Source organism: Cohnella nanjingensis, assembly GCF_014212125.1.
In the GTDB taxonomy this organism is placed as follows: Bacteria; Bacillota; Bacilli; order Paenibacillales; family Paenibacillaceae; genus Cohnella; species Cohnella nanjingensis.
The window spans coordinates 25,633-41,079 of the sequence record NZ_JACJVP010000025.1 but is presented as its reverse complement, the minus strand read 5'-3'; the positions used below and the strand labels follow the sequence as shown (position 1 = coordinate 41,079).

12 protein-coding genes are annotated in these 15,447 nt (G+C 62.9%); 9 read left to right on the top strand and 3 right to left on the bottom strand.

The window, feature by feature from the left end; translation table 11 throughout:
• Positions 1-53: 53 nt before the first annotated feature.
• Positions 54-1,019 (top strand): LacI family DNA-binding transcriptional regulator, encoded by a 966-nt coding sequence (locus H7C19_RS15620; RefSeq protein ID WP_185143592.1) that lies wholly within the window; start codon positions 54-56, stop codon positions 1,017-1,019.
• A 343-nt stretch (positions 1,020-1,362) separates the two neighbouring features.
• Positions 1,363-1,854, top strand: a complete 492-nt coding sequence (locus H7C19_RS34325; protein ID WP_221469272.1) for a hypothetical protein — start codon at positions 1,363-1,365, stop codon at positions 1,852-1,854.
• Between the two features lie 40 nt (positions 1,855-1,894).
• Here the strand turns inward: H7C19_RS34325 and H7C19_RS15615 are convergent, their stop codons facing one another.
• The 3 genes from H7C19_RS15615 to H7C19_RS15605 all read right to left on the bottom strand — a co-directional run bounded on the left by H7C19_RS15615 (position 1,895) and on the right by H7C19_RS15605 (position 7,510).
• Positions 1,895-4,900, bottom strand: coding sequence for a DEAD/DEAH box helicase (locus H7C19_RS15615; protein ID WP_185143591.1), 3,006 nt, complete (start codon positions 4,898-4,900; stop codon positions 1,895-1,897).
• The gene (locus H7C19_RS35255) at positions 4,897-6,513 is read right to left on the bottom strand and encodes an SWIM zinc finger family protein (protein ID WP_185143590.1); all 1,617 of its coding nucleotides are present in this window, start codon (positions 6,511-6,513) and stop codon (positions 4,897-4,899) included. Before H7C19_RS35255 ends, H7C19_RS15615 begins: the two co-directional genes overlap by 4 nt.
• A gap of 454 nt (positions 6,514-6,967) precedes the next feature.
• A complete protein-coding gene (locus H7C19_RS15605) occupies positions 6,968-7,510 on the bottom strand; it encodes a general stress protein (protein WP_185143589.1) in 543 nt (180 codons plus the stop codon).
• A gap of 117 nt (positions 7,511-7,627) precedes the next feature.
• Here H7C19_RS15605 and H7C19_RS15600 point away from each other — a divergent pair, with 117 nt between their 5' ends.
• The 7 genes from H7C19_RS15600 (at position 7,628) to H7C19_RS15570 (ending at position 15,442) form a co-directional block, all read left to right on the top strand.
• A complete protein-coding gene (locus tag H7C19_RS15600; RefSeq protein ID WP_185143588.1) occupies positions 7,628-7,819 on the top strand; it encodes a hypothetical protein in 192 nt (63 codons plus the stop codon).
• A gap of 312 nt (positions 7,820-8,131) precedes the next feature.
• Positions 8,132-9,415, top strand: coding sequence for a hypothetical protein (locus tag H7C19_RS15595; protein WP_185143587.1), 1,284 nt, complete (start codon positions 8,132-8,134; stop codon positions 9,413-9,415).
• Complete coding sequence (locus tag H7C19_RS15590) at positions 9,375-9,761, top strand: aspartyl-phosphate phosphatase Spo0E family protein (RefSeq protein ID WP_185143586.1); 387 nt, start codon at positions 9,375-9,377, stop codon at positions 9,759-9,761. The genes H7C19_RS15595 and H7C19_RS15590 overlap by 41 nt, the downstream gene beginning before the upstream one ends.
• A gap of 144 nt (positions 9,762-9,905) precedes the next feature.
• Entirely contained in the window at positions 9,906-11,519 is a 1,614-nt protein-coding gene (locus tag H7C19_RS15585; protein WP_185143585.1) for an ATP-binding protein, read from the top strand.
• Between the two features lie 298 nt (positions 11,520-11,817).
• Entirely contained in the window at positions 11,818-13,434 is a 1,617-nt protein-coding gene (locus tag H7C19_RS15580; RefSeq protein ID WP_185143584.1) for an ABC transporter substrate-binding protein, read from the top strand.
• A 206-nt stretch (positions 13,435-13,640) separates the two neighbouring features.
• Entirely contained in the window at positions 13,641-14,600 is a 960-nt protein-coding gene (locus H7C19_RS15575) for an ABC transporter permease (protein ID WP_185143583.1), read from the top strand.
• On the top strand, positions 14,597-15,442 hold the full coding sequence (locus tag H7C19_RS15570) for an ABC transporter permease (protein ID WP_185143582.1): 846 nt from the start codon (positions 14,597-14,599) through the stop codon (positions 15,440-15,442). The genes H7C19_RS15575 and H7C19_RS15570 overlap by 4 nt, the downstream gene beginning before the upstream one ends.
• Positions 15,443-15,447 lie beyond the last annotated feature (5 nt).

Below are 15,447 nucleotides of genomic sequence, written 5' to 3'. Positions count from 1 at the left end.
ATTGTGGTATATTATGAAGACAAAAGACACGGGGAAAGGTGGAGACGAGTGCCGTGGTCAGTATCAAGGATATCGCAAAACGGGCAGGCGTCTCGATCTCGACCGTCTCTTATGCGCTGAACGGAAGTCCCAAAGTTACGGACGATACGGCCGCCCGAATTCTGGCGATCGCCAAGGAGCTGAACTATGTTCCGAACGCGGCGGCGAGGAATTTGAAGATGCGCGAGACGAAGATTATCGGGGCGTTCCTGACCGACTTCAGCGGCGCGTTCTACGGCGATCTGCTGCAGGGCTTGAAGGAAGGCCTGAACAGGAGCGGATACGATCTGGTCGTCTGCAGCGGCAAGCAGTCCCATCGGCTGCTCCCGCAGCGCATGATCGACGGGGCGATCGTGCTCGACGAGACGTTCTCCAGCGAGGAGCTGCTGAAGTACGCCGATCTCGGCCACAAGCTGGTCGTCCTGGACCGGGATTTGGCTCATCCGAATATCAATCAAGTGCTGCTGGACAACAAGGCGGGCGCGACGCTCGCGATGGAGTATCTCCTCGAGATGGGGCACCGCAAGCTCTACGTCGTGACGGGTCCGAGGGGCTCGTTCGACGCCAAGCAGCGGATGCAAGCCGTCAAGATGACGGTGGACCGCCGGACGGACCTGGAATACATCGAGATCGAAGGCGACTTCAACAAGTCCGCCGGCGCCCAGGCGGGCGTTCGCATCGCCAAGGAATTCGCCGGTCCCGCCGCTGTATTCTGCCTGAACGACGAGATGGCGATCGGGATCTACGACTACATCGCGACGACGGGGCTGCGGATCGGCCGGGATATCCACCTCGTCGGCTTCGACAACATCGAGGTATCCGAGTACGTGCAGCCTCGCCTCGCGACGATCGAGTATTCGAAGCGCAAGTGGGGAGCGCTCGCTTCCGAGCAGCTGCTCAAGCTGATCGCGGGCGAGCACGTCGAGCATGAGCGGATCTACGTCAGTCTCGTCAAAGGGGCGTCTGTGGGCGCCGTTTAAGCGGTTTTATCGTACACGCGCAGAAAGGTGGAGCAGCGAACAACGCTGCTCCACCTTTTTTTTGCACGGATCAGGAAGGAGAGGCTTCACCTATTCCTCCGCTGATCCGTCTCCGATCATAACATTCACGCCCGTAACCGGGCACAGGCTATAATGAATATCCACCTAAGCACGGGCGTTTTCATAAAAAAGTATCGTTACAGCAGCCCGCAAACCGCTGACAGTCACTGTAACCGTTAAAAAGTAACGTTACAGCATCCCGCAAGCCGCCGATAGTCACTGTAACGCTAAAAAGTATCGTTACAGCATCCCACAAACTGCAAACGGTCGCTGTAACGATAAAATGTATCGTTACAGCAGCCCGCAAACCGGCGACAGTCGCTGTAACGATAAAATGTATCGTTGCAGCATCCCGCAAACCGTCGACAGTCGCTGTAACGATAAAATGTATCGTTACAGCATCCCGCAAACCGTCGACAGCCACTGTAACGATAAAATGTATCGTTACAGCATCCCGCAAACCGGCGACAGTCGCTGTAACGATAAAATGTATCGTTGCAGCATCCCGCAAACCGGCGACAGTCGCTGTAACGATAAAATGTATCGTTGCAGCATCCCGCAAACCTGCGACAGCCGCTGTAACGATAAAATGTATCGTTGCAGCATCCCGCAAACCGGCGACAGTCGCTGTAACGATAAAATGTATCGTTACAGCTTCCTACAAGCCTCCGATAGTCACAGTAACGATAAAAACATTCACGCCCGTAACCGGGCACAGGCTATAATGAAAATCTCCCGCAGCACGGGTGTTTTCATAAGAAGCGTTCGCCCCTAATAAGGACGCGAAGCCGTTTTTACTTGGCGCAAGCCGTTCGTTACCAATCCCTCCGCAGGACGAACAAATCTCTCAGCGCGTCCGTCGACAGCTCCGTGATCCAGCCTTCGGAGGCGGAGATGACGTTGTCGCTCAGCGCTTGCTTGTTCTCGAGCATCTCGTCGATCTTCTCCTCCAGCGTGCCGAGCGAGATGAACTTGTGGACCTGAACGTCGCGGGTCTGGCCCATCCGGAAGGCGCGGTCCGTGGCTTGGTTCTCGACGGCCGGGTTCCACCACCGGTCGAAGTGAAAGACGTGATTGGCCGCCGTGAGGTTGAGTCCGACGCCGCCGGCCTTCAGCGAGAGGATGAAGACGTTCGGCTGCTCCTCGGGCGGCAGCGTCTGCGACTGGAACCGCTCGATCATCCGGTCGCGCGCGGTTTTGGACGTGCTGCCGTTCAGGTAGAGGACGGGCTCGCCGAGCTCTTGCTGGAGCACCGCCCGGAGCATTTCCCCCATGCCGATGTATTGGGTGAAAATCAAGCAGCGCTCGCCCTCGTCCCGCAGCTCCCGCACCATCGCCATCAGGCGCTCGAGTTTGGCGGATCGGCCGATCAGCATATCGGTGTCGAGCCCTTCGCCGTCGTCGGAGGCGGGCAGCGGCTCCTTCGTCGTGAGCATCGGATGGTCGCAGAGCTGCTTGAGGTGCGTGAGCGCGGCCAGGATGGCGCCTTTGCGCTCGATGCCCTCCAGCTTGCGCACGCGCTCCAGCAGCTCGCCGACCGTCTGATCGTAGAGCGAGGCTTGCTCGGCGGTCAGGTGAATATACGTCTTCATCTCGTTCTTCTCCGGCAGATCGAGCTGGATGGCCGGATCCTTCTTCTTGCGGCGCAGCATGAACGGCTTGACCAGCTGCTGCAGGTCGGCCGTGCGACGTTCGTCGCGCTCGCGCTCGACGGCCGCGGCGAAGCGCTCCTGAAACGCCCGTGCGCTGCCCAGGTAGCCCGGGTTCATGAAGTCGTAGATGGACCACAGCTCCGCCAGCCGGTTCTCGATCGGCGTGCCGGTGAGCGCGACCCGATGCCGGGCGGGGATGCTGCGGACGGCCGCGGATTGCTTGGTCTGCGCGTTCTTGATGTTCTGCGCTTCGTCCAGGCAGAGGGTCGCCCACGTGTACGCCTGGAGCGTCTCTTGGTCCAGCGCCGCGGTCGCGAACGAGGTGAGGACGACGTCCGCCTCCCGGATCGCGTCCGCGAACGCCTCGCCGCCGGCGCGTCTCGCGCCGTAGTGGAGCATGACCCGCAGCGACGGCGCGAAGCGGGACAGTTCCTTCTGCCAGTTGCCGAGCACGGAGGTCGGGCAGATGACGAGCGAAGGGATGCCGGCGGTATCCGCGCCGCTCTCCCGGATGTGCAGCAGATAGGAGATCAGCTGCACGGTCTTGCCGAGCCCCATATCGTCCGCCAGGCAGGCGCCGAGCCCGAAGGTCCGCAGGAAGGCCAGCCAGGAGTAGCCGTCGCGCTGGTAGGCGCGCAGCTCGGCTCGCAGCCCCGCGGGCGCGGGAAGCTTCGGCCATTCGGCTTGCTGGACGAGCTGGTCGATGATCCGGGCGAGATGCGCGTTCAGCTCGACTTCGAGCTCGACGCGCGCCGCATGCCCCCCGGCTTCCGGATCCGGCTCGGGCTCCGCGGTCTCGCCGTTGCTCGCGGCCCAGGCGCTCCGATTCGCGAGCAGATGGAGCTGCAGCACGTCCTGGAAGGAGAGGCCTTGGGACTTGTCCATGCCGTCCATCGCGCGCCGGATCTGCGCGAGCAGCGCCGGATCGAGCGGGACCCACTGGCCGCGGAACTTGACGAGACGCTCTCCCCGCGCGATCAGCTCCGCGAATTCAGCTTCGGTCATCTCGGTATCGCCGATGGCGATCCGCCAATCGAAGTCGATGATCGAGTCCAGACCGAACAGCGAGCCGCCGCCGCCCTTCTTGGCCGCGGGATCGCCCTCGCCCTCGCGGATCTTGGCGCGCAGGCGCGGCTTCTTGCGGCTCGCCGCCTCCCACCAGGCGGGCAGCAGCACCTGCCAGCCGCCTTCGAGCAGACGGCGGCTGTCGACGGTCAGGAACTGCCAGGCCGCCTGGTCGTCCAGCGGCCGGGCGAGCACGTCGGCGCCGTTGCCCAGCCTGCCTTCGGGCAAGCTGGCGCGCAGGCGATCGAGCCAGCTCTCGGCGCGCTGGCGCACATGCGCCGTCCAGGCGCCCGGCCATGAGCCGGTCGCTTCTCCGCCGGCGCTCAAGCTCGCCGGAGCGAGCGCGGTCGGGTCCCGTTTGTCCTGCAGCATGAGCCGCAAACGCCATTCCGGCACGTCCTCGTCCGGCTCCAGCAGCTGCAGCACGGGGCGGAACGGCGCGGCGTCGGCCTTCCAGCCGACCGCGACCAGCCAAGACTCCGCATCCATGCCGGTGAAGGCGGCCGGGTCCCGGGCGAACAGCAGCGGGTATTCCCTCCGCAGGTCGGCCGCTTCCGCCTCGGTGCCGAAGTGCCGCTCGGATACGGAGGCCGAGAAGGCGGCCTGCAGGCCGTTCAGGAAGGCGAGCCGCTCTTCCTCGGACGACTCGTCATCCGGCTCGCGCGCCTCCGCGCGATCGATCGCCGCGAGCGCTTCATCCACCGCGGGGGCGTCCCAGGTCCATTGGAGCTTGTGCTGCCGGAAGGCGGAGAGGCTGGGTGCGAACTTGCGCGCCTCGAGGCTCTCCGCGAGCATCGGCGCCAGCTTGATCAGCGCGCGAGAGGCTCCGTCCGCCCATACCCAGTCGATATGCCGGAGCAGATGAAGCTCCGCGAAGAACGGGATCACCTGCTCGGCGGGCAGGATCACGACGTCGATGCCGTCCTGGACGTTCTTGACTTCGAGCTCGGTCCCATAGAAGGACGGCGCATGCCAAGCGAACAGACGCTGCTTCACATAGGTGCCGGGCACGTAGCTGTAGCCTTCCAGGGTGCCCCAGATGACGGCGTCGCCATGGCCGCTCATGCTGAGTCGGATTTGGATCGTATTCAGGTGCGTGCTCATGGAATCAGCTTTCCTTTCCGCAGCTCTTCTTGCAGGGCGCGCAGCCGACTATGGCGGGCCGCGAAGGCGTCCAGGAACAGTTCCCACCGCGACTCCAGCTTCATTTTCTTGTAGAGCTTGGCGAGACGCTTCAGCAGTCTGGCCGCGGCCTTGTAGCCGGCTCTGTTTTTCTCCGCCACGTATCTCTCCACGGCCTGATGGTAGAAGGGCAGCAGCGCCTCGGGCGCCTCCTTCTCCAGGGGCTGCAGCTCGGTCGCGCGGAAGTCGAGCGGCTCCCGTCCCGCGCTGAGCTGGTAGTCGACCCAGCGGTGCCATTCGCCGCGCGCCCGCATCTGCGCTTCATAGATATCGCCCGCGTACGGCAGCATCCGGCCGAGCGCGTCCCACATTCGCGCCTCGGCGCCGGGCAGGCGCGCCGCGACGATCTCCCAATAGGCGGCGTATTCGCTCAGGTGGTTCCGGTTCGCATGGTTCGCGAGCAGCGGGGCGATCGCCTCCAGCCATGCCAGCAGCCGCGCCCAGTCCTCCGCCTCCGACAGATCGGCCAGGAAGCGGTACAGATCGCCCGAGAGGAGATCGAGCTTGCGGCCCGCCGCCTCCTGCAGCAGCGTCCACGCCGCCTCGTCTTCGCCCAGATAGAAGCGCATGCGGCTCTGCGCGAGCGCCTGGGTCAGCAGCGTCCGCTTGGACGCCGCCTCCGCCTTGGCGCCCGCCGACCGAAGCTGCCGCAGCTCCTCCTCGTACCGCTGACGGTCCTTCAGGTTCGCACGTATCCCATGCCGCCACAGCCGATCGTAGATATCGAAGTATTCAGCCTGCGCGCCGGACTCCGACAGCATCTTCCCGCGGATCGCGGCCAGCGTCTCCTCCACGCGCGCCCACTGCTCCGGCTCGTCGGCGAGATCCAATCCTTCGGCGAGCGCGGCTCTGATCGCATCCTGCAGCTCCGACGCCGCCAAGTGCGTGTGATAGCCCATGTGGGAGCCGAGCTGCTGCCAGGAGGCTCTCGCCGGCTTCATCACCTCTTCCAGGACGAGGAGCTGCGCGTGCAGCGCGAACAGCCGCATCGGCACGGGAGAGAGCGCGGGCTTCAGCCGTCCGATCGCGGTCAATGCGTCCTTCACGTACTGAACGTTGCGCGTCTCGTGCGCCAATGGCGCGGTAACCCGCGCGAACAGCTCGCGCCACTCCGCCGCGGACATTCCGGGGATGCGGTCCGCCAGCTCCTGCGGCCGGGCGACGCCCCCTGCCGGGACGGCCTGGGCCGCACGCTGGGCGGCCGCCGCCGTCTTGGCGTTGGCCAGCGCGTTCACCGAGCGTCCCTGGCGCTCGGCATAGGCCATCAGCGCGGCGGCGATGTGCTTGCAGCCGCTGGCGGCCTGGCAGCTGCAGCGGCTGTCGGCGAGACGCGTCAGGTCGATCTCGACCTGGCAGCGCTCCTCGTCCATGACGACCGCCGCGATCCGTCCCGCCGCGGCCGCGCGCAGCTGGAGGACGCGTTCTTGCTTGTAATATTGGAAGCCCCGCTTGAGGGTCAGATCGTTGAAGTGCTCGGCAGCGTCTTCGACGAGCTGATGCCACTGCGTGTCGTCCATGACGTAGTTCGGTTGCATGAGTCCACCATCCGTGTACAGAGCGGACGCGAGTCCCTCTTTTTGAACCATTTAGAATGTATAAGTTTCACGCTTATCCATTTCTAAAGGGTCTCCGATAAAAACGTCTCGCCCTCTTCTGAGGACGGCGAAGCCGTTTTTACTTGGTCTCCTTATTATAGCACTTCCGGATGCGGAGGGCGTCAAGAAGCGAGCCTTCCAACAGCGTCGATTGCGATAAGAAGACGTGCCTTGAGAGGCGTTGAGAGCGGGTCCCGGCATACGCAAAGAAACCACCGAATCCGTCCTGAGGCAGCGGATTCGATGGCTTCTATGGCTTAGCTGTCCGAAGCCGCTGCCGCGGGCGGAGAGCTGGGCGGACAGGATGGCGAGCGATGGATTCCGTTAGCGGCTAAAGCGGCGGATGCCTAGCTGCGTTCGATAGCGCCATCGCGAATGCGCGCGAGGCGTCGGATCAGACTCTATCGTAGTAGTTCGCGTTCAGCGATCGATTGTCGCGGAACGTGTCGTAGACGTCGCGGTCGCGATCCGCCCGGGCATCGAAAGCCGTATCGTGGTCGGCACGGGAATCGACCAGCACCAGAATGCGGCCGTCCTTCACGTACGCGTCATACTGCTTGGCCTCGTCCGCGGGAATGCCCGTGCCGATCAACCCGCCGACGATGCCGCCGGTGCCGGCGCCGACCGCGAGACCCGCCAGCGTCGCCGCGATCGGGCCGGCCGCGAGGATCGGTCCGATCCCGGGGATGGCCAGCAGGCCCAGACTGGCGAGCAATCCGGTCGCACCGCCTACCACGCCGCCGGTCGCGGCGCCGGCAGTCGCGCCTTCAGGCGCCTTCGTCCCGGTCTCGTTCGTTACGCCGTAGATATCGTCCTTGTTCTTCCCGACGACGGAGATGTCATCGGACGTATAGCCTTGCCGTTTCAGTCCTTCGATAGCCCGAATCGCTTCCTGCTCCGTCGTGAACACGCCAACGATTTTCTTATGGTTTGCCATGAGGGTTCCCTCCCGCGATTGGAATGGCGATGACTGGCTCGTCTCGTTCCTTACCCTTTTCCGGGCGTCGTCAACCTGACGGGGGCGACCTGCCCCGCGCTGTTCTAGCGTTTCTACGTGCTGCTGTATCGCTCGCATCGGTTCCGGTCGAGGGAAGTCGAGGCGCAGAAGCAAGGCAACGGCTACATCCTGCGGGACCGGACCGGCCAGGTTGGCGGGATTTCGTATCAGACGGTAGACGTGGACACCTGGATCATCATCGATCATATCGATCTCGATCGAACGCCGAATATGGCGATGTCTGGCTGAAGGAAGACGCGAACCGCTACCCGGATTCCTACAGCTCGCGTGGCGTCAAATCATGCGACGCAAGACCGTGAGCGTGTTTAGCGCCGGCCTGGCCGGAAGGAACGCTCCGGCCCAACCAGGCCGGGGCGTTCTTGGCGTGACGCGGCCCGAACCGACGACGCAGAAGACGCATTTACATAAAATTTAGAAAAATGTCGATTTCTTCTGCAACTTTCCGACAATTACACTTGTCTTACAATGATACAAGGATCGACAACCTCATCCTCGGTAGCGTGCCCACCATCGACGTATGGGAAGGAGACGTGACGCATCTTGAGGCCGATATTCGACGAAGCAGCAGCAAGACGGCGGACCTGGCGCGCAGGAGCGGTTCTCGCGCTTGGTTTTGTGCTGCCGTTCGCCTTCCAGGACCGCGCCGAGGCGGCGAATCGCGAGATCGTCCCGTTGGCGCCCGCCTTGGCTTCCCTTGCGCCGGTCCTGTCGTCCGGCGGATCGGACGCGTCCGCCGATCCTTCCGACGGGGTGCTTCGCACGCCGTCCCTTACGCTCGATACGCCTCTGCTGCGCATAGCGCTCCCCGCCGCGGAATTGAACGTGGCGCCGCGCTCGGAGCGCCCGCTCTCGGTTCAAGTGACCGCAGGGCAGATCGCCGCGCCGCTCGTACAGGTCACGACGCCGGCCGTTCAAGCGGAGATCCCGCTATCGCCCGACGCATCGCCGAAGCTGACGCTGGAGGCGACCGGCGTTCGGATCGACGCGCCGCTCTTGGACATCGAGGCGCCCGGCGCGACGATCCGCGTCTCGCTGGACGGGCTGCTCTCTCCTCCCTCCTCGGGGGGAGGAGAGGCGCCGCCGGGGGGCACCCCGTCCGATCCGATAGATACGCCTGACGGGCCGCCCGAATCGCCGCCTGCGCCAGAGCCGACGCCTGCGCCAGGCGCGCCATCCGGCTCCGCCGCCCCGACCCCGCCTGCCGCCGACCCTGCCGGATCTCGCCCTTCGAAGCCGCCCCTGCCGACCGCCGCATCCGACGCCGCCTCTTCCGCCAAGCGGAAGCCTGCGCCGGACGAGCAGGCTCGAACTGCCGCACCTACGCTTGCACCTGCCGCAACGTCCGCCGAACAGCCCAATCCGGCCGCCGCGCCCGCCGGCGCGAACCGACTCGTCCCGGCGGCGAGAACGCTCTCGCCGCCGCCGAGCGAGGACAAGCCGGGCGTCGTCCTTCAGGCGGACCCGGCAGGACGTCCTGCCGCGTCCGCCAAGCGCCCGAAGTCCAGGGGCGCACGCGCGCTCCCGGCCGCCTATCCGCTGACGGAGAGCGCGGCCGCAGGGGGCGGCGCCTCGCTCGGTCAGCCGGGCGGTCCGTCCGCTTCGCACGCGGGCCTGTTGACGGCGCCGGGCCTACATCTCCGGCCGCCCAGCGAGCGCGAGCGCGCTTACGATCGAAGCCAGGTGCTCGCAGCCGATCAATGGTCGAAGCCGCCGCCGGGCCAGCCGCCCCGATATCCCTTCCGATTCCTCGCTGTCGAACACGAGACAAAGGAGAGGATATCACATGAGTACGATCAAGCGGGGGCTGCCCCCCGAATGCCCTGAATGCCTCGCCTATCTGGACCCGCTCCACGGATTCGTCGGCCCGGACAGCCGCTTCGCCGCCATCGCCTCGTTGGCGGCGCGGGGGACCGGCTCGGACGCCGAGCCTCTCCAGCCCTGCGCCGGCAATGTCTGGATGCAGCGGTTAAGGCGCCTCCGCGCCGGACCGTTAAGCGATGGAAAAGGGGATCTGCTGTCGGCGCTGAAGCAGGCGATTCATGACAAGCGGCAGCAGTTGAACCGGCACGCCGACAGGCACGGACTGTCCGACCGGGGCTGCCTGCGATACTCGATGGAGCTCGACGAACTGATCAACCTCTTCTATCGAAACGGGGAGCCAGCCGAATAGGCTGGCTTTCTGGGCTGCAATTCGCCAACCGCAAAGGCGCCGCACAGGAAAATCCACACCGGCGGGAGGCAGGAGAGTCGGCCGCGAAGATCGAATGGATATAGCACTATCGTTCTATATGGGAAAGGTAAATCGGTAATCGAAATGATCGATCAGACCCTGATTCAACAAATGAACCGGCAGAGCGCGCTGAGGGGCTTGGACCCCGACCGGCTTCCGGTATTCCGCGAGCGGCTTGCGGGTGCGGCGCTGGCGGGCAGACTGGCGGAATACGAGGAAGTCATCGCGGTGATCTCCTTTTTCGTGGACCGCTTCCTCGCTTCCGTGCCCGGCGATCCGATCGTGATTCTCATCTCCGACGACCAGGGGCATGTCCTGACCTTCAAAGGGAACGCTTCGATCATCGACACGGTGAAGATGCTCGGGATCGTAGAGGGGGTCCGGTTCGACGACGAGATCGGGATCAATGCGCTCGATTTGTGCCTGCGGTACGGCGAGCCCGTTCGACTGTCCGGCGAGGACCATTATCAACGGGTGCTGCATCGCATCGCTTGCTGCACGGCCCCGGTCTTCGACGGTCAGAGCGGCCGGATCCTCTGCACGCTGTCGTTCATGACGGACGTATCCGTCGAACATCCTCATCTGCTTGCGCTCCTCTGTACGATGACCGACTCGGTGGAGCGGGAGCTTCAACTGCGCAGACAGAACACGCAGCTCCAGATTCTGAATCAGGTGCTGCTGGATACCAAGTACTACGGCGTCCTGATCACCGATGCGTCCGGCACCGTCGTCGAGATGAACGGGCATCTTCAAGATGCGCTGGATCTGGACGATCGTCAGGCGGAGGCTTGGATCGGGTCCAGCATCTTCGGGATGGAGGAGATCGGCGAGCGCTTCCGCGGCGTCATTCTCCGCCAGGAAGCATGCGTCGGCGCGGAGTTGTCGATCGCCGTCGGCGGCGCTCCCCGCCACTATCTGCTCGACGTGGTTCCGATCTACGATCGCGCCTCCACGCTCGTTCGCGTGGTAGGGAGCCTTCGGGACATCACGGAGATGAAGTCGACCGAGGAGCTGCTGCGCAATACGGAGAAGCTGGTATTCGCGGGCCAGGTCGCGGTCAGCATCGCCCATGAGATCCGCAACCCGCTGACCACCGTCAAAGGCATGCTGCAGTTGGCCGGACGCGAGACGAAGCCGCTGCATTACGGCATGATGATGTCCGAGCTCGAGCGGATGAATCTGATCGTGAGCGAGTTCATGATCCTGGGCAAGCCCCAAGCCGTGCGCTTCCGGGAGGAGCGGTGCCTGCCCATCCTGCAGGAGGTGCTGGGCATCTTCGAGATTCAGGCGACGATGAACGGCATCGTCATCCGGCGCGACTTCGTGCGGGACCTCCCGATCCGCTGCGACCGCAACCAGATCAAGCAGGCGCTGCTCAACCTGCTGAAGAACGCGATGGAAGCCCTGCCCTACGGGGGCGAGATCGAGATCCGTCTCGACGAGGTCGACGGCTGTCAGCGCATCCGGATCGCGGACGACGGGGAGGGGATGACCGAAGAGGTGCTGAGACGGCTCGGCGAGCCGTTCCACACGACCCGGCCGGACGGCAACGGGCTCGGGTTCATGATCGTGCGGCGGATCGTGGACGCGCACCGGGGACGAATCGCGATCCGCAGCGAGAAGGGTTCGGGAACGGCGGTCGAGATCTTCCTGCCGATCGGGAGCGGACCCGCGGACGAAGGAGACCGCTTTGCCTAGTTCAAGAGAGGGGCAGCCGACTTCGGTCGGTTGCCTTTCGCGCTTGGTCAAAATGTCGTATAATAGGTAGCTCGCGGAATGATTTGCCTCGCGGAGCATCCGTCGGCCATAATATGGCGGATTCTGCACATACTGTATGGGCAGGCTTGTCTTGCCTTGGTTAAGGTTGTCGGAACGGCCGTTCCGAGCTGGGAATTCAGGAAATGAATGACGGATTGTAATTCCGAGTAATCCGATATATAATGTATAAAAAAGTTTCAACACAGCATGCGATAGAGAGACATGGAGGATGGAAACGATGCGTAAAGGATTGTCTGGCGTACTTGCTCTACTGTTGTTAACCGTATTAATCAGCGCGTGCTCCGGGGGGAACAACGCAGCTTCTCCGCCGGCGAGCGGCGGTTCGGCCAGCGCTTCGCAGCCGGCCGCGAGCGGTCAACCGAAGGACGGCGGCAACCTGATCATCGCCGTCGGCGCCGACCCGGTTATTCTAAATCCGAACTATGCGGGCGACCGCGTCAGCCTGACGATCGACCAAGCGCTGTACGCGCCCCTGTTCCAAGTGAACAACGGCAAGAAGACGTTCTACCTGGCGGACAGCCTCACGCCTTCGGCCGACAACCTGACCTACACGCTGAAGCTGAAGAGCGGCCTCACCTGGCATGACGGCCAGCCGCTGACGGCGGACGACGTCGTGTTCACGATCGACAAGATCCTGGACGAGAAGCAGAACAGCATGTTCCGCGAGAGCCTCATCATCGGCGGCAAGCCGGTCCAAGCGGTGAAGGTCGACGACACTACGGTCGACTTCAAGCTGCCGCAGGTCAGCCCGGCGTTCGAAGCGACGCTGGTTCAGCTCACGCCGATTCCGAAGCACGTCTTCGAGAATGAAGCGAATATCGAGAAGAGCACGAAGAACAACGCTCCGGTCGGCTCCGGCCCGTTCAAGTTCAAGGAGTACAAGTCGGGCGAGTACGTGACGCTCGAGCGCTTCGACAACTATTTCGGCGGCAAGCCGCATCTGGATTCGATCACGTACCGCATCGCGAAGGACACGAATGCCGCGAACCTCGCGCTGCAGAACGGCGAGATCAACGTGAAGTACCTCGACCCGCAGGACGTCGCGACGATCCAGGCGACGAACAACTTCGACATTCTGCCTTATAGCGAGGGCCGTCTGGCTTACCTGCTGTTCAACGAAGACAGCGACACCGGCGTCCTCGGCAAGAAGGAAGTGCGTCAAGCGATCTCCTACGCGCTGAGCCGCGACGAGTTGATTCAGACGACGTATACGTCGAGCGAATACGCCGACCCTGCGAAGTCGTTCGTCACGCCGGACGGACTTTTCCACACTAACGATGTCACGTCCTATGACAACGACGTAGCCAAAGCGAAGGAACTGCTGGACGCCGCGGGCGTGAAGAACCTGAAGCTGCGCTTCATCGTCTCGAGCGGCAACAAGGCGCAAGAAGCCGTCTCCCTGTACGTGCAGCAGAAGCTGAAGGCCGTCGGCATCACCGTCGAGCTGAAGAGCATGGACGCATCCGCTTATGGACAGAAGTTCGTAGACCTGAAGTCCAAAGACTTCGAGCTGGCGCTGGCCGGCTACATCATGGGCTACGACCCGGACGCTTATCGCATCCTGTTCGCGTCCGGCAGCAACTCGAACTACTCGCGCTACTCGAACAAGGAAGTCGACGCGCTCTTCGAGCAAGGCGCGGGCGAAGCGGACGAAGCGAAGCGCGGCGAGGCTTACAAGAAGCTTCAAGAAGCGATCGCAAGCGACGCCGTCGTCTATCCGATCGCCTACACGAAGACGATCGTCGCGGTCGACAAGCGCTACGGCGGCGTGGATGAAGCCGTGCTGAAGCCGGTCGTCATCTTCGAAGACCCGTCCAAGCTCTACCTGAAATAAACGCGCCGCGAAAAAATAAGCTGGAACGCTCAGCTTATTTTTTTGGTCATACAGAATGTATAAGTTTTACGCCTATCCATTTCCGTATGACCTCCGATAAAAACGTGTCGCCGTCCGGGAAGACGGCAAAGCCGTTTTTACTTGACGTATCAGAAAGTATAAGTTTCACCGACTTGCCACGATTAACACCTGGGAGAACAAATCGCATGAGACAACTCATCGTCAGACGGCTGCTGCAGGCCATACCGATGCTGTTCGTCGTGTCGGTCGTGTGCTTCGGGATGATCAAGCTGGCGCCCGGGGATCCGGTGCTGTCTTTCGTCACCCCGAACATGCACGCGGAAGACATCGAACGCATCCGGCACAACCTGGGTCTGGATCAGCCGGCATACGTTCAATATCTGCTGTGGCTCAAGGAATGCCTCTCCGGCAACCTGGGCTATTCGCTCGTCAACCATCAGCCGGTGCTGGATCAGATCGTCGATCGGCTGCCCGCCACGGTCGGCTTGATGGGCATCTCGATCGCGCTGGCGGTCCTCCTCGCGATCCCGCTCGGCATGATCGCGGGCGCGAACCGGAACCGCTGGATCGACAAGCTGATCAATCTCATCGCGTACATCGGCATCTCGGTGCCGCTGTTCTGGCTGGCGATCCTGTTCATCTATCTGTTCGCGATCAAGCTGCACTGGCTTCCGAGCATGGGGATGCGGACGATCGGCAAAGAATCGGCGCTGGACGTCGTGAAGCACGGGATCCTGCCTTGCGCGGTGCTGACGATCGGATTCCTGGCGAGCTACGTGCGATACATCCGCTCCGGCACGATCGGCCAGTTCAAGGAAGAATACGTGCAGATCCAATACGCCTTCGGCTCCAAAAAGTCGACGGTGCTGTTCCGCCACGTCATGAAGCACGTGCTGCTCCCGATCATCACGCTGCTCGGCATGTCGATGGGGGACCTCGTTACGGGCGCCCTCGTCACGGAGACGGTCTTCTCCTGGCCGGGCATCGGCTCGCTCGGGATGACCGCCGTGCGCGGGATGGACTATCCGGTCATCATGGGCATCACGCTGTTCTCCGCCGTCCTGCTGATCCTGGGCAATCTGGCCGCCGATATTCTGTACGGCGTCGCGGACCCCAGAATCAAATCCGGGGAGGTGTCCTCATGAACCGCACCCGATGGCAGAATCTCCGCAGCGAGCTGCTGGCGAACAAATTCGGCATCGTCGCGATCGTCATCCTGGCCGTGTTCACGCTCAGCGCGATCTTCGCCTTCCTGTCGCCGATCGACCCGAACCAGCTGGACGTGACCGCGAAGCTCCAATCGCCGAACGCCAAGCATTGGTTCGGGACGGACGACTACGGCCGCGATTACTTCACGCGGGCGCTGTACGGCGGACGGGTGTCGCTCCTCGTCGGCTTCGCTTCGATGATCATCGCGACCGGGATCGGCGTCGTCATCGGCGTCGTGAGCGGCTACTTCGGCGGCCGTCTCGACAATCTCCTGATGCGGATTCTGGAAGTGTTCTTATCCATCCCTTCCTTCCTCGTGCTGCTCTTGCTGAGCGTGTTCCTGCATCCGAGCGTCGGCAACATCATCGTCATCATCGCCCTGCTCATGTGGATGAACATCGCCCGGATCGTCCGGGCGGAGACGATGTCGCTCAAGACGCGCGAATACGTCCTCTACGCCAAGGCGTCGGGGCAGAGCGCGTTCGGGATCGTCTCGAAGCATATTCTGCCGAACCTCGTGCCCGTCATTATCGTAGGCGCGACTAACAATATCGCTTCCGCGATCATGATGGAGTCATCGCTGAGCTTCCTCGGCTTCGGGGTGCAGCCGCCGAACGCCACGTGGGGGAGCATGCTGAACAATGCCCAGGGGTACGTCGCGTATGCGCCGCATCTGGCTTTGTTCCCCGGCCTCTTGATCTTGTTAACCGTATTAAGCTTTAACATCCTGGGCGATATTCTGCGCGTGGGCTTCGAGCCGAAGCTCGGGCGCAGGTAGTCCGG